This window comes from Marispirochaeta aestuarii, assembly GCF_002087085.1.
In the GTDB taxonomy this organism is placed as follows: Bacteria; Spirochaetota; Spirochaetia; order JC444; family Marispirochaetaceae; genus Marispirochaeta; species Marispirochaeta aestuarii.
Window position 1 is genome coordinate 137,843 of sequence record NZ_MWQY01000004.1, and the last position, 19,057, is coordinate 156,899.

Annotated in this window: 21 protein-coding genes; 11 read left to right on the forward strand and 10 right to left on the reverse strand. The window is 55.7% G+C overall.

Annotation, left to right across the window (positions count from 1 at the left end; all coding sequences use genetic code 11):
• Positions 1-3: 3 nt before the first annotated feature.
• Complete coding sequence (locus B4O97_RS04800; protein WP_158084157.1) at positions 4-2,361, forward strand: DNA polymerase II; 2,358 nt, start codon at positions 4-6, stop codon at positions 2,359-2,361.
• Positions 2,362-2,366: 5 nt separating this feature from the next.
• Here the strand turns inward: B4O97_RS04800 and B4O97_RS04805 are convergent, their stop codons facing one another.
• From B4O97_RS04805 to B4O97_RS04820, 4 genes are all read right to left on the reverse strand, one after another.
• On the reverse strand, positions 2,367-3,611 hold the full coding sequence (locus B4O97_RS04805; protein ID WP_083048821.1) for a sensor domain-containing diguanylate cyclase: 1,245 nt from the start codon (positions 3,609-3,611) through the stop codon (positions 2,367-2,369).
• Positions 3,612-3,701: 90 nt separating this feature from the next.
• On the reverse strand, positions 3,702-3,932 hold the full coding sequence (locus B4O97_RS04810) for a hypothetical protein (protein WP_083048823.1): 231 nt from the start codon (positions 3,930-3,932) through the stop codon (positions 3,702-3,704).
• Positions 3,933-3,940: 8 nt separating this feature from the next.
• Entirely contained in the window at positions 3,941-5,296 is a 1,356-nt protein-coding gene (locus tag B4O97_RS04815; protein WP_083048824.1) for a glycerate kinase type-2 family protein, read from the reverse strand.
• On the reverse strand, positions 5,283-6,044 hold the full coding sequence (locus tag B4O97_RS04820) for a tetratricopeptide repeat protein (RefSeq protein ID WP_158084158.1): 762 nt from the start codon (positions 6,042-6,044) through the stop codon (positions 5,283-5,285). Before B4O97_RS04820 ends, B4O97_RS04815 begins: the two co-directional genes overlap by 14 nt.
• Here B4O97_RS04820 and B4O97_RS04825 point away from each other — a divergent pair.
• The gene (locus tag B4O97_RS04825) at positions 6,043-6,699 is read left to right on the forward strand and encodes an HAD family hydrolase (protein WP_083048826.1); all 657 of its coding nucleotides are present in this window, start codon (positions 6,043-6,045) and stop codon (positions 6,697-6,699) included. The genes B4O97_RS04820 and B4O97_RS04825 overlap by 2 nt on opposite strands.
• 6 nt (positions 6,700-6,705) lie before the next feature.
• On the opposite strand, the gene B4O97_RS04830 is transcribed toward B4O97_RS04825, so the two are convergent.
• Positions 6,706-7,395, reverse strand: coding sequence for an MBL fold metallo-hydrolase (locus B4O97_RS04830; RefSeq protein WP_158084159.1), 690 nt, complete (start codon positions 7,393-7,395; stop codon positions 6,706-6,708).
• A gap of 76 nt (positions 7,396-7,471) precedes the next feature.
• Positions 7,472-7,783, reverse strand: a complete 312-nt coding sequence (locus B4O97_RS04835) for a DUF5320 domain-containing protein (RefSeq protein WP_083048829.1) — start codon at positions 7,781-7,783, stop codon at positions 7,472-7,474.
• Between the two features lie 148 nt (positions 7,784-7,931).
• Between B4O97_RS04835 and B4O97_RS04840 the strand changes: the two genes are divergently transcribed.
• Genes B4O97_RS04840 through B4O97_RS04855 form a run of 4 tightly spaced genes read left to right on the forward strand, consistent with a single transcriptional unit; the run spans position 7,932 to position 11,102 of the window.
• On the forward strand, positions 7,932-8,432 hold the full coding sequence (locus B4O97_RS04840; protein ID WP_083048830.1) for a MarR family winged helix-turn-helix transcriptional regulator: 501 nt from the start codon (positions 7,932-7,934) through the stop codon (positions 8,430-8,432).
• Positions 8,429-9,043, forward strand: a complete 615-nt coding sequence (gene wrbA, locus B4O97_RS04845) for an NAD(P)H:quinone oxidoreductase (protein WP_083048832.1) — start codon at positions 8,429-8,431, stop codon at positions 9,041-9,043. The genes B4O97_RS04840 and wrbA overlap by 4 nt, the downstream gene beginning before the upstream one ends.
• A gap of 59 nt (positions 9,044-9,102) precedes the next feature.
• Entirely contained in the window at positions 9,103-9,654 is a 552-nt protein-coding gene (locus B4O97_RS04850) for a PaaI family thioesterase (protein WP_083048833.1), read from the forward strand.
• A gap of 11 nt (positions 9,655-9,665) precedes the next feature.
• Complete coding sequence (locus tag B4O97_RS04855; RefSeq protein WP_083048835.1) at positions 9,666-11,102, forward strand: LuxR family transcriptional regulator; 1,437 nt, start codon at positions 9,666-9,668, stop codon at positions 11,100-11,102.
• Between the two features lie 10 nt (positions 11,103-11,112).
• Here B4O97_RS04855 and B4O97_RS04860 read toward each other — a convergent pair whose 3' ends face one another.
• Together B4O97_RS04860 and B4O97_RS04865 are read right to left on the reverse strand one after the other, a co-directional pair.
• Positions 11,113-12,021, reverse strand: a complete 909-nt coding sequence (locus tag B4O97_RS04860; protein WP_083048836.1) for a glycoside hydrolase family 113 — start codon at positions 12,019-12,021, stop codon at positions 11,113-11,115.
• Between the two features lie 144 nt (positions 12,022-12,165).
• Positions 12,166-12,447: a hypothetical protein gene (locus B4O97_RS04865; RefSeq protein ID WP_083048838.1), complete on the reverse strand. Its 282-nt coding sequence runs from the start codon at positions 12,445-12,447 to the stop codon at positions 12,166-12,168.
• A 180-nt stretch (positions 12,448-12,627) separates the two neighbouring features.
• On the opposite strand from B4O97_RS04865, the gene B4O97_RS04870 reads away from it, so the two are divergent.
• Together B4O97_RS04870 and B4O97_RS04875 are read left to right on the forward strand one after the other, a co-directional pair.
• Entirely contained in the window at positions 12,628-13,680 is a 1,053-nt protein-coding gene (locus B4O97_RS04870) for a cobalamin-dependent protein (RefSeq protein ID WP_083048839.1), read from the forward strand.
• Positions 13,681-13,682: 2 nt separating this feature from the next.
• On the forward strand, positions 13,683-14,891 hold the full coding sequence (locus B4O97_RS04875; RefSeq protein WP_083048841.1) for a sensor histidine kinase: 1,209 nt from the start codon (positions 13,683-13,685) through the stop codon (positions 14,889-14,891).
• On the opposite strand, the gene B4O97_RS04880 is transcribed toward B4O97_RS04875, so the two are convergent.
• A complete protein-coding gene (locus B4O97_RS04880) occupies positions 14,876-16,120 on the reverse strand; it encodes an MFS transporter (protein ID WP_083048842.1) in 1,245 nt (414 codons plus the stop codon). The genes B4O97_RS04875 and B4O97_RS04880 overlap by 16 nt on opposite strands.
• Positions 16,121-16,205: 85 nt before the next feature.
• Here B4O97_RS04880 and B4O97_RS04885 point away from each other — a divergent pair, with 85 nt between their 5' ends.
• The 3 genes from B4O97_RS04885 to B4O97_RS04895 are packed head-to-tail and all read left to right on the forward strand — an operon-like array spanning position 16,206 to position 18,362.
• Positions 16,206-16,532 carry a DUF134 domain-containing protein gene (locus B4O97_RS04885; RefSeq protein ID WP_083048844.1) on the forward strand — a complete coding sequence of 109 codons (327 nt, stop codon included), beginning with the start codon at positions 16,206-16,208 and terminating at the stop codon, positions 16,530-16,532.
• Positions 16,522-17,898, forward strand: a complete 1,377-nt coding sequence (locus B4O97_RS04890) for an FAD-dependent oxidoreductase (RefSeq protein WP_083048845.1) — start codon at positions 16,522-16,524, stop codon at positions 17,896-17,898. Before B4O97_RS04885 ends, B4O97_RS04890 begins: the two co-directional genes overlap by 11 nt.
• On the forward strand, positions 17,898-18,362 hold the full coding sequence (locus B4O97_RS04895; RefSeq protein ID WP_083048847.1) for a NifB/NifX family molybdenum-iron cluster-binding protein: 465 nt from the start codon (positions 17,898-17,900) through the stop codon (positions 18,360-18,362). Before B4O97_RS04890 ends, B4O97_RS04895 begins: the two co-directional genes overlap by 1 nt.
• On the opposite strand, the gene B4O97_RS04900 is transcribed toward B4O97_RS04895, so the two are convergent.
• Entirely contained in the window at positions 18,341-19,048 is a 708-nt protein-coding gene (locus tag B4O97_RS04900; protein ID WP_158084160.1) for an endonuclease/exonuclease/phosphatase family protein, read from the reverse strand. The genes B4O97_RS04895 and B4O97_RS04900 overlap by 22 nt on opposite strands.
• Positions 19,049-19,057: the final 9 nt, after the last annotated feature.

Consider the following 19,057-nt stretch of genomic DNA (forward strand, 5'->3'; position numbering starts at 1 on the left):
AGCATGAAACCATGGGATTCGGATATTCTATCCACGGTGATTCAGAACAACCGGGGCAGATGTTACATCCTCACCGAAGAGAGCCGGGATACTCCTGCAGGGGTGGAAATCAGGCTCCACTGCATAGACGACACAGGGCCGCTTCTCCTTCGCTTTCTCCGCCAACGTCCCCTCTTTTTTCTGCGCCGCAGCGACCGGACTGAGTCCCCGGCCTTTAACCGTCGGGCCCTGGATCTGCAATCTTTTTCCGGGGAAGCCCTGGATGGACTGTATTTCAAGAGCCTGGGGGATTTCTACACCCTGCGCCGGGAGCTGCGCCGGGGAGGGCACAGTCCCATGGAGTCGGATATACGGCCGGAGGAACGCTTCCTGATGGAACGTTTTATCCACCGGGGAATCGATTTTCAGGGGACTCTACAGAACGGCGGCGGATTTCGCAGCGTCACAAATGCGAGGATACGACCTGCGGAATACAGGCCCCGGTTTTCCATTCTCTCCCTGGATATCGAAACCAGTCCTGCAGGAGAGGTGTACTGCCTTGGCTGTCACTTCAGCGACCGGAGAGGCCGGGAATCCGGGGTAGTACACATGGTCGATCCCGCAGGCGTTTCAGAATCGGAGAACCGGGATTACCGTATTCTCTGTTCCCCCGACGAAGCCGGAATGCTGAGAAAGTCTCTGGACTGGATTCGCCGTGCCGACCCGGACCTGATTATCGGCTGGAATGTGATCGGTTTTGATCTGGAGATTCTGACCAAACGCTGCGCCCGTTTCGGAATTCCCTTCAGCCTCGGCCGGGACGGCGGGGGGGTACGCAGCTTCCAGAAGCAGTCGGGAATGCGCTCTGCGGAAATCAGCGGACGTATCGTCCTCGACGGCCCCCAAATCCTGCGGGGAGGTTTCCATCGCTTCGAGAACTACAGCCTCGAAACCGTGGCCAACACCCTCCTGGGGACGGGAAAAACCATCAGCCCGGAGGAGGACAAACTCGGCGAAATCCAGCGCCTCTTTTCCGACGACAAGTCTTCCCTTGCCCGCTACAACTTCGAAGACTGCCGCCTGGTGAGCCGTATATTTGCAGCCACCGGGATTCTGGAGCAGTATGTAACCCGCAGCCTGGTGACCGGTCTGCGCCTGGACAAGGTAAGCATGTCCGTGGCGGCCTTTGATTTTTTCTACCTTCCCAGACTGCACCGGGAAGGTTATGCCGCAGTGGACATCGCGGACATCAATATGGCTGAACACGCCGCCGGAGGTCACGTCTTTACCAGCCAGCCGGGTCGTTACAGCCACGTTGTGGTCCTGGATTTCCGCAGCCTCTACCCGTCCATCATCCGGACCTTCAATATCGATCCCCTGGCCCGCCTGACCGCAGACGAGGATCCCGGGCCTACCCCGGCGGGAATCTTTTTCAACCGCCGGCGAAGCATACTGCCGGAGCACATCGGAGGTCTGCTTGAGCGCAGGGCGGAGGCGAAAAGATCGGGAGACGAGGCCCTGAGCCAGGCGGTCAAGATCCTTATGAACAGCTTTTACGGTGTAATGGGCACCCCGGGCTGCCGCTTTTACCATCCTGACCTGCCCACGGCGATTACCGGAAGCGGACAGTGGGTGCTGAAGACGACGGCCGCACAGCTTACGGAAGAAGGTTACACGGTCCTGTACGGGGACACGGATTCAGTGTTTGTGCAGCTCAGGGAAAAGGAAACAGACGACGCGGAAAAAGCCGCCCTGCGGATTGTATCGAGGATCAACTCGTTTTTCTCCGAAAGGATATCCCGGGAGTTCGGGGCCCGGTCACACCTGGAACTGGAGTTTGAAAAGCACTATGATCTCTTTTTTCTGCCCCCCATGCGGAGCAGCGGCGAAGGAGCCCGAAAGCGCTATGTCGGACGGATTGCAGACAGCGGAGAAATCGAGTTTCGCGGAATGGAGTCAGTCCGATCCGACTGGACCGAACTTGCCAGAGCTTTTCAGCGGGAACTTTTCCGGCGTTATTTTAACGAAGAGGAAATTCCTGAATGGCTTCGTCAGACAGTGGCGGAGATACAGGGGGGCAGACGGGACCATGAGCTGGTCTACCGCAGGAGACTGACCAAACAGGCCGCGGGGTATACTAAAAACGTGCCGCCCCATGTGCGGGCCGCCCGGCTGCTCGATCCCTCGGGAAGGAGAAACGTCCGCAGCATTGACTACCTCATGACCCCTGAAGGACCGATACCCCTTCAACACAGGCCGACACAGATTGACTACGCCCATTACATCGAAAAACAGATCAAACCGATTGCCGACGGGGTGCTGCCTTTTCTGAATACGAGTTTTGACGAGATTATTGAAGGCAGGCAGCTGGAACTCTTCTGAACGTCTCAACCGGCCTCGGCCACAACAACCCGGTTCTTTCCTTTCTGCTTTGACTGATACATGGCCTCGTCGGCCACCGCGATAAGGTCCTTGTTGCCCCCTGAAGCGATCAGGGAGGTGGAGGCAATTCCGATACTGAGCCCGCTGAACCCTTCGGGTACGCCGGGGATCTGGAGTCGCAGGCCTTCACAATATTCCCGGATGATCTTTTCACCCAGGTCCCGTGCGACGTTCCGTCCGCACTGTTTCAGGAGAACGATAAACTCGTCGCCCCCGTACCGGGCGGGGATATCCGAACGCCTGACATTGGCACGGACAATGCTGCCAATCATTTTCAGCACCCGGTCGCCCACGGTATGACCATAGCGGTCATTCACACCTTTGAAATTATCGGCGTCGATAAAAAGGATGCTGTGTTCCTGGGGACTTCGGGCCCAGGACTCCGCCTCAATCTCCAGAATGGAATTGAAGAACTCCCGTGAAAACAGACCGGTCAGGGGATCATACTTAAGACGGTGACGTAAAACCTCGTTTTCATCAGTCTGACGCTGCATCTCCCTTGCATTCTTTTCCACCATGGAGCCGAGATGCAGCCCAACGGTAATTACCATGGCCACGGGTCCCACCCAGGGGGTACTGACCGAAATCAGCACTTTCATGGCAACCAGAGCATCCACGATAATTGACGCCAGCCAGATGCTGAGTCCGGTGATGATAAGCCGATACTGGCGCCACAACTGCTCCTCGGTAAAGAGTCGGCGGCAGAACCAGCCAAGGGAGAATAGAACAGAGCTCAGGGAGACCAGGGAGAAGAGAGGAAACACGGGGCCCTTGACCACGGAGGTAAAACCCCGCTGGTGAACGACAATGTTTCCGGTGGTCATCAGCGATGGGTCTCCCCAGAGAATGAACAGAAAAATCAGGGAACCAAGACCGATTACCAGTTGCACAAAGAGACGGCGAATATCCAGCAGGGATTCGAGAAACAGCTCAAGGGCCAGGGGAGTCAGGATAAGCCCGCTTACACAGATGCGAAACCAGAAGAGTATCCAGGAGTGTTCCGATCCCGATGTGTAAAGAGCAAATCCGATCAGGTAAGGCAGAAATACTGCCTGGAGAATCAAATAGCGAATATGAACCCGGTTATGGGAAACAAAAACAAGAAAGGCGGCGGAAAAAACCAGGAAGGTCAGCACCACAGCTGCCCCGACCCCCGCGCCTATACTGGTAAGATGTACTGTCAACCACATATTGAAATCCTGATCACTTTAGTATTATCGACAACTTAGCACAGAGTATACACCTGCCTTCTCATAATGAAAAGGGTTGAAATTCAGAGACTATTCCGTCAGGGATTCCCGGTAGGCCGCCAGCAGGGACTCCGCCTGCCGGAGGAACTCTTCGGGAACCTCGGCGTAGCCCCAGCCGTTCTGGAGCTGAAATATTCCGGTGTACACCGAGGAATCATTGGATATCACGGCACAGGGGATTCCTTCCTGTGCCAGGATATCCGCGAAACGGGCAGCTTCGATATCGTTTGCCAGCCCGATCCGCGGTTTCTTTTTCTTCACAGACGTCCCTACTCAACCAGCAGAATCTGCACGTCGCAGACATTGGTGTTGGTGGGGCCTGTCATCAGAAGCCCCCCGGTTTTCTTCAGAAAGTGGTACGAGTCGCTGTTATTGATATACTCCGCGGGATCGAGATCTGCATCCTGCATGGCTTTCATGATTCCGCTGTGGGCGACTCCCCCCGCCGCATCGGTGGGGCCGTCATTCCCGTCTGTGCCGCCGGATAAAAATACGACCTTCTCTAGCCCCTCGGGATCATCCAGGAATTCCATCAGGAAGGCCAGGGCCATCTCCTGATTCCGTCCACCCTTGCCCTTTCCCTTCAGGGTCACCGTGGTCTCCCCTCCTGCGATGATACAGGCGGGCTTTTTAAAATTAAGCCGGTTCAGGGAGAGGTCTTTGGCCATGCCGGAGAAGAGCTTCGCGATTTCCCGGGCCTCGCCGGTCAGCTGGGAAGTCAGAATGACCGGGGCGTAGCCGAGTTTCTCCGCCTCCTCGGAAGCAGCATAGAGGGCCGAGATATTGGTTCCGATAAGAACATTCCTGACGGTCCTGAAGATTTCATCCCCTTCACCGGGAGTCTCCTGGACCTTGCCGGCGACTCCGTCGGCAATAATACGGGACACCGACTCGGGGAGTTTTTCTTCCAGGTTATACTTGCGGAAAATGTTCCGGGCATCCCTGTAGGTGGTGGGATCCGGTACGGTGGGGCCGGAGGCGATGGAGGTCAGGGGATCTCCGATAACATCCGAGAGGATCAGGCTGACCATGGTAGCCGGTGCGGCAAAGCCGGCGAGACGTCCGCCCTGAACGGCGGAGAGGTGCTTGCGGATGACGTTGATCTCCTGGATAACGGCACCACAGGCCAGAAGCAGCCCTGTAACCGCCTGAATATCGTCCAGGCTGATGGCATAGGCCTCGTCCTGGTAGGGAGCAGTCAGCAGGGCCGATCCGCCGCCGGAAATAAGGTTCAGGATAAGGGTCTTTTCATCGGCGTCGGAACAGATCTTTCCGATTCTTTTTGCAGCCTCCACGCAGCGCTCGTCCGGCATGGGATGGGCGGCCTCTATAAGATCGACATACTGAAGTTTTTCGGTATGCCCCTCCTTTACTGCCACCAGTCCGGAACTGATACGGTCTCCCAGAACAGCTTCCAGTCCCAGGGCCATCTTGGCGCTGGCCTTACCCGCACCCACGACAACAATGCTGGAATATCGGGAAAGATCGTACTCAGCGGTGTCGGTCTCGGTCCGGATAACGAGCCTGTTCCCTTCGACGCTCACCAGCTCCTTGAGCATCAGGGCCGGGTCGACCCTCTTCAGGGCTGCTGAAAAAATGGTGTTGGCATGATCAGTCTTTTTCATGGTGTTTCCTTTCCTCATCTCTGCACATCTGCAGGTTTTTTTGTATCAGCGGAAGATCGGAATACTCCAGGGCCGCCTGGAATTCCTCCGCCGCCCGGGGATAGTCCTTCTCATAATTCATGTAGATCGACCCCAGATTGTTCCGGGTCATAAAGTTTGTAGGATCCAGTTCGGCGGATTTGCGGTAGGATTCCGCAGCAGCCGGGGAATCGCCTTTCTGCAGGGCTTTGTTGCCCTCGTTGAACAGCCGGATTCCTTCCATGGCATCGGCAAAGCTCGCTTCGTTCCCGCAGATTTCCAGCCTCTTCTCCAGGAAGCTGCGGTCCTCCTTCGAAGGCGCGCCCTCCTCCAGGGCCTTGCGGTACCATCCGGCAGCCTCCGCCGCCTTGCCCCACAGATAGAAGGAGTCCCCCAGGGCGCGATACCGGGGATATACCCCGCCAAAACGGTCCACCTCATCGAGGAGCAGTTTGACGGCCTCCCCGTGTTTTCCCAGGGCAAGCTTAACGAGTGCAAGGTTATGGCGCATACCGACCTTGTTGGGATCGGCCTCCAGAAGCCGGAGGAAACTGCTTTCCGCTTTATCGTATTTTCCGCTTACAAAATAGTTGAAGGCTTTACGCTGATGCCACTTGTAGAAGAGCATTCCCATGATGCCAGTGTACAGGAATATACGGATGATTGCTACACCGGGGAAGTTTACCCGTCGCTTGTATCTGCCATCTTTTTCGTGTATCACTTGTTCCATGAGTTTTACGGGAATAATCTTTGATCTTGACGGGACCCTGTTGAACACCATCGACGACCTGGCGGACAGCTGCAACCGCCAGCTGGAAAAATACGGTTTCCCGACCCACCCGGCGGAGGCCTACCGCTACTTCGTGGGTAACGGTGTGGTAAAACTGGTTGAACGAGCCCTCCCCGATTCCAGGGAAGCGCATTCAATCCTGAATACGTTTATCAGGGATTTCCGGGCGGATTACAAGGAGCACTGTTTCGATAAAACCCGACCCTACCCGGGGATCCTTGAGCTTCTTGAAAGACTGCGCCGGGACGGTATGATTCTCGCGGTACTGTCGAACAAACCGGACGCCGAGACAAAAAAGGTTGTCCGCTACTTCTTTCCGAAGGAGCAGTTTCACTGTGCCGCGGGACACAAGGAAGAGTTTGATGTAAAACCCGATCCCGCGGGGGTACGGGCCATTCTGAAAAAACTGGATCTGAAACCCGAAGATACAGCTTTTGTGGGAGACACCTGGATAGATATGCAGACGGCGGTCAACTCCGGATGCTTTCCCGTGGGAATCCTCTGGGGATTCCGGGATCGTAAGGAGCTCGAAGAGGCCGGGGCCCGGCGTATCGCAGCAACCGCCGAAGAGCTCTACTCCATCCTGAGAAGTTAAGCCCGCTTAGAGAACGATAATATCCCCCACCCCTGTACGGTGATCACTCAGTTCTCTTCCGATCTCTCCGGAACAGTGGGTGGCGATAATCCGTTTGTAGCCGATCTCCTTCAGCTGATCCATGGTTTTCCGGATCTGATCCCTGTCCATGTTCACCAGATGCATCCCTCCAAGAAGGGTATACAGATCATCCCCGGCATAAGTCGAGGCCACCTCCTGTGCTATTTTGAGGATTCCCGGGTGAGCACAGCCGGTGATCAGGCTCGTCCCTCTGGCACTGCGCACAACAATGCCCTGCTCCATCATCAGGTCGCCCTTGTATTCTGTGGTAAAGGTTCCCGTCGTCCTGACCGGACCGATGTCCAGAGCCTCAGGACACAGGATAACCTCTGCCTTCCCCAGAGCTTCCTTGTCGGGGAAGATATCCTGTGCCCCGGCGGGCAGATAGACGGACAGCCCGGGGCGCAGATCCAGCAGGGTCTTTAATCCCCCCGTATGGTCCCAGTGGGGATGGGAGACAATGACCGCTTCGATCTCTTCCAGGCTTATTTCCATCTCTTTAAGGTTTTTTACCATGGCGGGACCGGCCTCACCGGTATCGAAGAGAATCTTTCCGTCAACCAGACAACTGAAGCCCCAGCCTGATTCGAGGGAGGATCGCACCGTCTGATTGTCATACAGGATATGTACTGTCATGGGCAACTCCGGGGAAAGAAATGAACTGGCAGGTAGCATTGTACCCCGGAATTATCCGCTTCACAAGCTGAAGAAACTATGATTCCTTCTGCCCCTGCTCGTCCATCTCCTGCAGGACCCTGCGGGTCTCCGCCAGTTCCTCCTCCAGAAGATCCGCACGGCGGCGCAAAAACTCCGCCTGATCATCCCCGGTAACCGGACCCCAGGCGTACGCGGCGCCCCAGGCGGCTCCCCGGCCCCGGCCCATACCCCGGGCAAAGCCGCGGCCTCCCCGAAAAAAACCTCGTCCCGCAAATCTTCCCCGGGAGTATCCGGTTCCGCAGTATCCCATCCCCCAGCCGCTCATGGGTCCCATTCCGGCAGGCCCTGTTCCGTCAAATCCAGGCATACCATACCTCCTATTCTCTATTGATTTTCATTATCAATATAGACAAAAACAGTTTCCCTGTCAAGAAAATTATACTTGACTTATTTTGTCTGATTTTCTATATTGTTCAATATAAGATAGTTTGATATTAAACTATCGAGGGAGTTGCATGGCACAGGCAGAAAAAGATATGTACCTGGACACCTTTACCAAGTTTTCCAGGGCCCACACTTCCGTGCTCAACTATCTCTCCGGCCCGCCGGCACTGCCGGAGGATATGACGATAACCCAGTTCGGCGTCCTTGAGGTCCTGCTGCACAAAGGCCCCCTGACCCACCGGGAAATCGCCGCCAAAATTCTCAAGAGCCGGGGGAATCTGACCATGGTAATCGATCACCTGGAACGGGACGGCCTCGTAGAACGCCTTCCCGTTGCAGGGGACCGTCGTTCAAGGCGCGTAGCCCTCACCCCCAGGGGTGAAAAACGAATCAAAACCGTGTTTCCCCTTCAGGCAGAAGCAATCCGTTCGGTTTTCGGCAACCTGGCCGACCAGGAGGTAATACTCCTGGGACAGCTTTGCAGGAAGCTGGGCCTGAGCCTTGCGGCCGAAAACCGGAGCAGGAAAGCTGAAGGGAAAAAACCAGAGACCGCATCAGGAGGTGCACAATGAAGGTCAACATTTTATTCTATTCCATGTACGGCCACATGTTTCAGATGGTCAAAGCCGCCAAAGAGGGGGCGGACAAGGTAACGGGAGTCGAGAGCCGAATCCTGAGAATACCGGAAACCCTCCCCGAAAATATCCTCGAGGCCATGGGTGCCCTGGAGGCCCAGAAACAGTTTGCCGACATTCCCGAAGCGACCATGGACGACCTGGCGGAGGCCGACGGTCTGATCCTCGGTATTCCCACCCGCTACGGACGGATGAGCGCCCAGTGGGCCAACTTCCTCGATCAGTCCGGGCAGCTGTGGCTCAAGGGTACCCTGATCGATAAACCCGTGGCCCTTATGTCCTCTTCGGCGACCCAGCACGGCGGGCAGGAATCCACCCTTATAAGCACAGCCGCCTCGCTTATGCACCACGGAATGCTGGTGGTGGGACTCCCCTACTCCTATCAGGGACAGATGGGGGTCGATGAGATCACCGGGGGCAGTCCCTACGGAGCCAGCACGATTACCGGGGGACAGGGAGAACGCCTGCCCAGTGAACGGGAGCTGGAGGGGGCACGTTTCCAGGGAGAGCGTCTGGCGATGATAGCCAGCAGACTTTCCACCAAATAGACCAGTTTACCGGGGGGCGGGGATTGCCCCCGCCCCCGTTTTCATGTTTCAGTATATCCATGAAATCTCCAGAATTTGAAACCATCCCTGTAAAAGGTCCCCAGGAGACCAGTTCAAACTGTTTTATCTGCGGGGTAAACAATCCCGCCGGGGTAAAGGCACGCTTCTACGAACTGGAAAGCGGCGAAGCCGCGGCGGTCTTCTCCGTGCCGGAGACCCATAACGGGTATCCCGGAAGGGTCCACGGCGGCGTTACCGGGGCCATTCTCGACGAACTTGTCGGACGATCCATAACCAGTCTGGAACCCGGGACCTGGGGCGTAACCGTGGAGCTTAACGTACGCTACCGTAAACCGATCCCGACTGAAACCCCCTTAAGCGCCCGTGGAAGGGTCAGCCTGAACGAAAAAAGACGGTTTCGGGGTACCGGAGAGCTCTACCTGCCCGACGGTACCGTTGCCGCGACCTGTGAGGGAACCTACGTAAAACTTCCCCTGGAACGCATAGCCTCGGAAACCGGCGGCGACCCCCACTCCCTGGCGGAGGAGGGCTGGATGAAGCGTAATTCAAGCGACGATCCCGAGGCGCTCCGCTTTCCCAGGATAAAATAGGTACTACGATAATGGTCCTTATGACGGTGCCCCGGAGTAAGTCTGCCCTGCATGTAATACTTAGTCTCTCCCTCTTTTTCGGTTGGCTCCTATCCTTTCCCTTCCATGGACCTGTGCTGAATATCTACAGTGAGGCCCGGGGGTTTAACCCGGGTTATCTATCTACACTCTTTATTGCCTTTCACGGTGGAGGGATTCTCCTTAGCGGCTTCGTTGCCGGCACAACACGTTCCTGGCGGCATTTAATCCGGCCGGCGGGAATCATTACTCTCGTGGCCGCAGCAGCTATTCTCGCCGTACCACCGGACGTCGCGCCTTTTCTTTTCGCCCTTTCGGGCGCGTCGTCAGGAGTATTTATTGTAGCCTGGAGTGTTCCCTTTTCACTGCAGGTATCACCGGCATTTCGAATACAGGTCATGGCGGCGATCATTGCAGTTGCCAATATTGTGTACATTGCAGTCAAGTTGAGTCTGATTTTTTCCATGCCCGGTTTGGGAAACACCATCAGCATGGTTTCCTTGATTGCCGCAACGGCAGTAGTTTTGCTGTTGAACACAGCTCCCGGGGATACAACGAAACAGACCAGTTCTCCCGTCAAGCTGCCGGCCGTGTTGATTGGGATACTCTGCGCTACGATCTTTCTGTTATATATAAACGGAGGATTCATGTACCTGGTACTGTATCCTTCATCCCCGGAATCCCTGACCTGGCTTCCAATATTCCGGGACCTTGTCTACCTTTCAACTCTAATTACAATGGCCATTTCGGGCGCCAGAATAGACCGCATGGTTCCGGTTTATTTATCTGCATCCCTGATGATTCTTGCTTTCGCGTTTTATTCCCTCTTCGGCTCCTCAACAGTTGGGTGGATAAGCGCGGAGGTTCTGTGCCAATCGTCCATGGCCCTGCTGGATCTTTTTCTCTGGACAGTTCTGGGGGATATCGCCTTTACCTACAAACGTCCATATACAGTCTTCGGTTGGGGGCTATCGGCCAATGTGGCTGGTATCCTGGCTGGAGGTTTTATTGGTGGACTCCTTATCCGATTAAACGAGAATCCGGAGCTCATTATTGCCGTATCCACCGGGACAAGCGTTTCTCTCACCTTTCTGCTGATACCCTTGCTTGCTGCGAGACTGCTTGTAGACCTGCTGGAGAAGATCAATCTGATGCAGATGGAGTCACATAGAGAAGCCGGCGAGAACACCGGGATCCGGGTACCCCCGGCACACAGCATACCGGGTTTTGTAGAGCTAAGCCCCAGAGAAACAGAGATAGCCGGACTTATATTACGCAGTAAGAACAATCAGGAAATTGCTGACAAACTCTTTATCTCCGAGAACACCGTAAAAGTCCATTTGAAAAACATCTACCGAAAACTATCGGTGGCCGGGAAGAACGAGTTCTTAGCTCTGGTTGTATCGGCCTACGAAAACAGCCGAGGTTAAGAAACACCCCTCAGCCCACAACGCTCCATTTTTTAATAATCTCCAGAGCAGGCTTGTTCCGCACACTGGAGGCTTTGTGAAAAGAGGAATCACCATGACGATACATGGTGTCTCCCCGGTTACGCCACCAGAATCCCCAGCTCCAGACCTCGTCCACCCAGGCGAGACTTTGAATAGACTGGAAAAAGGCCTCGTACATCTCTGCCTGGATAAGAAGGTCCTGGGCGACATCCGGATTGCTGTGGTCCGCCGGTTCGAACCAGAGCTGCCGCGGAGCCCCGGAACAGCTCATGAAGGGATTGAGGTAGATAACGGGGACTGAAGGAGTACCGACTGCAGAACCGGTAAATGCTTCGGCCGTGGTATCGTGAAAATCCGCAAAAGAAGCTGCAAGCGAAGAAATATCCGGATTCTCGGCGTCCATAATCTCCGCCCAGGGAACAACTACCGCCACGTCAAGATCTTCCACGGGGAACTGCTCCAGTTCGTGGTACAATGACCCTTCCAGGCTGCCTGTTACAACCCCGGCGTAGGCGATATCCCCGGAATAAACAGCTTTCACTGCTCCAATCAGGGCCCGCCATCTGTCTGCATTGGCATCTCGTACTGCCCCGGCAAGCTGCTTCCCAATGATCAGCATGCTTATGCCTGCCTCTTCGGCAACAACAGCCTGATCAAGCACAAAGGCGGTGTAAGCGTTGAACCAGTTGTCCCAGTACTTATATGCAAAGTCTGTTGGCGATGCGCTGGCAACTGCGTCACCGGTGGTATTCAGGAATGCAATAAAATCATCTATAAACCAGCGGTACTCGTTCCAGTCCCAGCCATCCGCACCTGGACCTGCCAGGTAGGCCAGATCATAATTCAGTTCCAGCCCCAGTACAAAATCCAAGCCCCGCCCAGCGGCTTCGGCAGCCATGGCCCGGATTTCCGCGGATGTGGCACTGCGAAAACCGTATGCATCGCCGCTGCCGAGATAATCGAAAACAGGGGGAGTATCCGCCGTACCCTGGTCCCGGTAGCTTGCCCAGTTAAAATAGATCAGCCGCTGAGCCCCGCTACGCTACACACTGTTAAAAGTTGTCTCAAGACAATCCTGGTAGATAAAGTCGGCGTAGAAGTCCATAAGGGTATGGCCTGTGTGAAGCTTCCTGGTAATATCGGCAGGCTGAGTGTAATCACTGCCCGCAAAGATCGCCTGATACTCTTCCGGCAATTCATACACCAGGTCCTGTTCCGAGATGCGGCTGATCCCATCGTCTCCGGAGGAACTGCACCCGGAAAAAGCAAGCGCCAGCGTCAGGGCGACTGTGGGCAGTATACATAAAGCAAACGATTTTCTCATTCATCCCTCCAAGCGCAGCGGCTATACTTTTTATATGACTTTCTTAGATGAACTTTATTGTTCAGTACATTGAAGCCATGATACCCCGGGTTCTGGCACAGCGATATAACCCGAAAGGAGTATTTTCGCCGGTATCAGGACATTTGACACAGACTCAGCCGGGGCATACAATTCCAGCATATGGATACATCCCCGGCTGAAAATAACTTCCGCACATATATCGACGAACATGAACTGGCCCTTTCGGATCAGATCATCACGCTTCTCTGGCGGGACCACCCTGAGTATGACAGGATCTTTGATGAGAAAGGCAAGGGGAAGTGCGCCCAGGATATCCGCTATCATCTGAAGTATCTTGCCGCCGCCGTGGACGCCGAATCTCCCGCCCTCTTTCTGCGTTATCTGGAGTGGGTAAAGAGCCTCTTCGCCTCCCTGAACATTCCCCGGGACACCTTTTTAGAGACCCTGAAGACAATGAAGGAGGTTCTCGGAGATCAGAGCAGCATCGCCCTGAACTACCTTGACGAAGGACTGAAGGCCTACCCGGAGCTCCCGGACAGGCATGACTCCTTTATTACCCCGGAAAATCCCCTCTCCGGGGTGGCCGGAAACTACATCCAGGCCCTGCTCAAACGGGACAGGGAAGGCGCCATGAAGATCATCATGCAGGAGATGGAAGCGGGACGGGACATCCGGGAGATGTACGAGTACGTATTCCAGGTAAGCCAGCGGGAGATCGGCCGTCTCTGGCAGACCGGAAGCGTCAGCGTGGCCCAGGAACACTACTGCACCGGAGCGACCCAGCTTATCATGAGCCGCCTCTATCCCTATGTATTCAACCACGAGAAAAACGGACTCACTTTTATCGGAACCAGCGTGGGGGATGAGCTTCATGAACTTGGAATCCGCATGGTCAGCGACTTCTTTGAACTCGACGGCTGGGATACGATTTTTCTGGGCGCCAACACACCTGCGAAGGACATACTGCGGTGCATCATGGATGAGCAGGCAAAGGTCATCGGAATTTCCGTGACCATAACCTACCACCTTCACAAAGTCCGGGAGATTATAGATTCCATCGCCGAAAACCCTGAGCTAAAGGGGGTCAGGATCCTTGTGGGGGGCTACCCCTTCAATGAGGACCGTGAATTGTGGCGCAGGATAGGAGCTCACGGCTACGGGACTGATGCCAGAGACGCGATACGCACCGCACGCCGGCTTGTGGGGATATAGGTATGAAACAGAAGATCTTCCACGGTTTCGCGGTTCTGTGTGATCAGGACGGCCGTATAGAGCTCATCCTGCGGAATGATTTGAAGAACATACTGAATCCCCGGCCCGGGGCACCCCTGAGCACCCTGATCGACGAAGCGGACCTTCCCGATTATTACACCTTTTTATACCGGCTAAAGAATGAAACCGTGCTCTATGACTGGCAGCTGAAAATCGATTCTGCCACGGAGCCGGGGGAGCTCTACTTTACGGGAGGAAGCTTTGACGGGCGGATATTCATTATCGCCTCCTCCCTGACAACGGAAGCAGCGGAGTTCATTGACGAACTGGGACGCATCAACAATGAGCAGGCCGACATGCTCCGACGGGCAATAAAAAAAGAGAACCGCGATGATCAGGAAGTTTTCCGCGACTTTGCCAGGGTGAATAATGAGCTGACCAATCTTCAGCGGGAACTGCACAAAAAAAACCATGAGCTGACAAGAACCCTGCAGGAGAGAGACAGGTTTATCGGCATGGCCGCCCACGACCTGCGCAGTCCCTTAAGCGGAATCTCCGGGCTCTGCGGCCTGCTGCTGGACGGCCGGATGGGAGAACTCAGCACGGACCAGCAGGAGATTATCCAGACCATATGCGAAAGCTCAGAGTACATGGTCCAGATGGTGAACGACATGCTGGACCTGGCGGCCATCGAGTCCGGTACCCTGCAGCTCAACATCAGGAAAACGGACCTGGTGAAGATAATCCGGGACAGCTTCAGCATTAACAGGCAGATCGCCGAGCAGAAGGAGATCTGCCTCACGATAAAGACGGAGCAGGATTCGATCCCGCTGGAAATCGACGGAGTAAAAATCAGGCAGGTGGCGGACAACCTGATTTCCAACGCCATCAAGTTCTCCCATCCCGGGACCGCCGTACAGGTCGGGGTTATGCAGACCGGGGATCACGCCGAGGTCAGCGTCCGGGACCAGGGACAGGGGATTCCCGCAGAAGAGCTGCCGAAACTCTTTACTCCCTACTCACGAGTCAAGGTCTCCTCCACCGCCGGAGAAAAAAGCACCGGATTAGGCCTGGCAATATCCCAGCGTATAATCCGGGGACACCGGGGAACACTGAAGGTTGAGAGCGAGGTCGGGAAAGGCTCGATCTTTCGCTTCAGCCTGCCGCTTAAACCGGCGGATGGGGAAAATACCCCTCAGGCCTCTTCATAATCCACGGGACATTCCAGTCGGCGGAGAAAAAAGAGCGAGACCAGTGCCGCTCCGGCCGCTGTGACAAAGACGACAGGATAGCCGAGGGCGGCGATGAGGGAACCCAGCAGAATGGGAACCACAACAATTGAGAGGTTCAGGGTCCCGATGATTCCCGCATAGAGCACCCGGTTCTCCTCGGTTGAGAGTTCAACCGTAACGGCGTCCCGGCTTACGGTACGGGCGCTGACCACAGCCCCTAGAAAAAAGAAGAGCACAAGATAAAAGGGCATGGGAAGAAACCAGGCTGTTCCCAGAGCCGCCAGGGGAAGTACAAAGGAAAACCCCGACCATATCCGGAGCATGGCCCTGAATCCTCCCCGGCGCACCACCCGGGGCCAGAGCAGGCTCGATGCCACCATACCGCTGATCTGGAAGAACATGAGGTTCCCCGCCAGGGCGGGATCCAGGCTGTAGCGGAGCTTTGCCAGGGCTATGTAAAAGGGAATAAGAGCGACATGGATCCCGACGGAATTGAGATAGAAGAGATACGTCCGGAGGTTGGGGTCCTTTTTCAGGACCCCGGGCAGGGATTTCAGGGTCCTGAGGTATCCCCGGGCCCTGTTTCGCCTGTCCGCAGGGACTTCATGAAGCAGCCAGAACCCGATACTGGCAAAGAGCAGAACTGCTCCGGCGGTAAAAAAGAGGATCCCGTAGCTGACAGGATAACTGGTCGCAGCAAGCACCTGCCGTGCTATAAGCGCGGAGACCAGGATACCGACGCTGGAGATGATCTGTTTTCTGGTAAAGAAACGCCTTCGTAATTCGGTGGAAAAACTTTTCCCTATCAGATCCACGTAGGAAACACTGGCGAAGGCACCGCTGACATTGAAAAGCAGAAGCTCCGCGTAGACAATCGCCAGCCCCTGCAGCACGCTGAGACGTTGTATGGAAAGCATGGTAAAGGCGATCAGAACCAGCGAGATGATCCGCAAGGTGATGCCCAGCAGCAGCCAGGGTTTCTTCCGGGACCTTCCGTGGAGAAACCCGGAGAAATTCAGCTGAGCTATAAGGGGGACGCCGATCATTATGGCGCCGGCAATGCCGACCTGGAGTTCCCCACCCCCGATCTGGAGAATCATGGCCGGAATTACCGTATTCACCTCGGTAAAGGTAATGGTTATGGAGAGAAAAACCGCGTGCCAGAGAAAACCGAAGTAGTTTCTTTTTTCCAAGGGTAGATCGGACATACAGGGATACTACTCAGGAGAAGGGTCTAAGACAAGAGAATTTCACTATATTGACTATGTTATATAGTTATTTTATTATGTGCATATGCACAATTCAGAAATCCCCGGAAGCAGGAAACCCGGAGCGCCCAGGAAGACCCGCCGATACCGGCCCATTGGAGAGCTGCGCCGTTTCAAACCCGCCGGGATTCCCGGATCCGAACTGAAGCGGCAGATCCTCCACATAGATGAGTTCGAAGCCATGCGGCTCTGTGACCTGGAGAATCTGAGCCAGATCGAAGCCGCCGAAACCATGGAGGTGAGCCGCGGTACCGTACAAAGGCTGCTTCTGTCCGGACGGGCAAAGGTGGCGGGGGCAATTCTCCGGGGAGAGATGATCATACTCGATGAAGGAGAAGAGAATGACGAATGAACACTTTGAACTGCTTGTAATCGGCGGGGGGCCCGCCGCGATAACCATGGCCAAGGAGCTGGGGTCCCGGGTCCGGATGGGGGTAATCCGGCGGGAGGCCCACTCCATGATCTACTGCGCCATGCCCTACGCCGTGGAAGGGCTGCTGCAGCCGGAAAAGACCCTGAAGGCTGATACACTGGTTACCGAGACCGGGGCGCAACTGATCCGGGACACCGTTACAGACGTCGATTTTGAAAAAAAGAGCGTCACCACCCAGGCGGGAAACAGCTATACCTGGGATAAGCTGGTAATCGCCACAGGCGCGGAACCGGTACTGCCACCCCTGAAGGGGCATGAGCTGGAGGGCGTAAGCACCTTCAAGAAGGAAGAGGATATGTTCAAGGTCGCTTCCATGGTGGAAGAGGGCATGGAAAACGCTGTGGTTATCGGGGCGGGAGCCATCGGCGTGGAACTCGCCCAGGCCCTGGCAGCCCGCGGGGTAGATACCGTTCTGGCGGATATGGCGGATTCGGTTCTTCCCAACCTCGCCGATCCGGAAATGACCGCCCCCGCAGCGGAGGAGCTGCAGAGGCTGGGGATCCGTCTCAAGCTGGGACGCAAAGCCCTGGAACTGAGGGCCCGTGAGGATAAGCCTGCCCTGATCGGCGGGGTTGTATTCGACGACGGCAGTATCGAGAAAGCCGACCTGGTCGTTTTTGCCGTCGGGATGCGCCCGGAGGTCTCCCTCTTCGAAGGCAGCGGCCTTGAAATAGCCCGGGACGGGATTATCGTGGACAGCCGAATGCGTACCAGCATCGAAGATGTCTACGCTGTCGGAGACTGTGTCTCCTTTACCAGCGCCATTACCGGTGAACCCGCCGGGGGAAAACTGGCGACCAACGCGGTTCCCATGGGTCGCATTCTGGCAGCCAACCTGAAGGGTGAGGACCGGGAGTATCCGGGCTTTATTAACGGTGCGGCAACCAAGGCGGGGGAACTCTTTATCGGCGGAACAGGCATGAAGGAAGAAGAGGCAAAAGGGCATTTTCAGGTTCTATGCGGCTACTCCGAATTTACCACCACCTTTCCCATAATGCCGGGGGCAAAAAAGGCTCGCCTCAAGCTGCTGGCGGACCGTGAAAGCGGAAGGATCATCGGAGGCCAGATTGTGAGCGGACAGCCGGTTACCGACAAGGTCGACCAGATAAGCATGGCCATCCAGTTTGGCCTGAAGGTTGAGGATCTTCTGAATTTCAGCTATTCCAGTCAGCCCTGGCAGTCTTTTTATCCCGCCCATAACCTGCTGGTAAAGGCTGCGGAGGAACTTTCCATCCAGTTGAGCGGGCCGGACAGAAAACCAGCTGTCCTGGTCGAGGCTCGGTAATGGAAAAGCAGTACCTGGTTGCCTGCGGTACCGATTCGGAAGACGGCAGCTTCTTTACAAAGAATCATTTTGGAGAATCCCGCTGGTATGATATCTGGCGGGTATCTCCATCAGGAGCAGCGGAGAAGATCGACCGCATCCCGAATCCCGCATCCCAGGCGAATGAGGAAAGCCATGAGCATGGACATGATGAAAAGAAACCGGGAAAGATTGCCCCGGTGCTCAAGAAAAAAGGGGTCAGCGTTATCATGGGCCGCAGTATCGGCGCCAACGTGGTCAGGATGCGGCGAAAGTTTGTGGTCGTTGTAAGCCGCAGCGAGAAAACAGACGAGGCTCTCGCGGAGCTCCGGAAGCGCCTTTCTGAGGTACAGGAGCTCCTGGATGCCGGTGAAGAGCGGGGTCACATGATACTCCGGCGGCCCGGAACCAAAGACCCGGACAGTCAGAAGGAGAGATCCACGTAGAGGGGCAGATGATCCGACGCCCGCCGTGCGAGTCTGCTCATGTGGGCCCGGGTTTCCTGCCGCCTGAGCTTTCCGCTCATCCAGATACGGTCCAGGGGCAGAAGGGGAAAGCGGGACGGGAAGCTGCGTTTTGCAACATGTTTTGAGAAAAGCCGGTCAAGACTGCGCAGAAAGGGATTCAAGAGGCGCCACTCGTTGAGGTCCCCCATGAATACCACCGCATCTTTCGAGGGCCTGGTATAGCGCCGGATCGCCTGAACAAGCAGCCGCCCCTGACCTTTCCGTACCCGTTTTCGCAGATCCAGGTGAGTCACCACAACCCAGAGCTGCTCCCCTCCGAGGTCTACCCTGGCAAAGATTGCCCGCCGGGCCTCCGGGCGTATCATCCTTCCCGGGTATCCGGCACTTTCCTCGAGGTCCACATCCAGGCATTCGACAAGCGGATATCGGGAGAAGAGGGCGTTGCCGAAATCTCCCCGGGAATCCTTCAGGGTTTTTCCAAAAACAAGATGGTAATCCGGATAGGCCCTTCGCAGAAGCTCCAGAAGCTCCGTACCGGTGCCGGTATTGCTGCGGACCTCCTGCATGCCGAGGATATCCGGCCCTGTCTCCCGAATCACTTCCAGGATCCGCTCCGGGTCGTAACGGCCGTCGGTACCGACACAACCGTGAAGGTTATAGGTCATAACACGCAT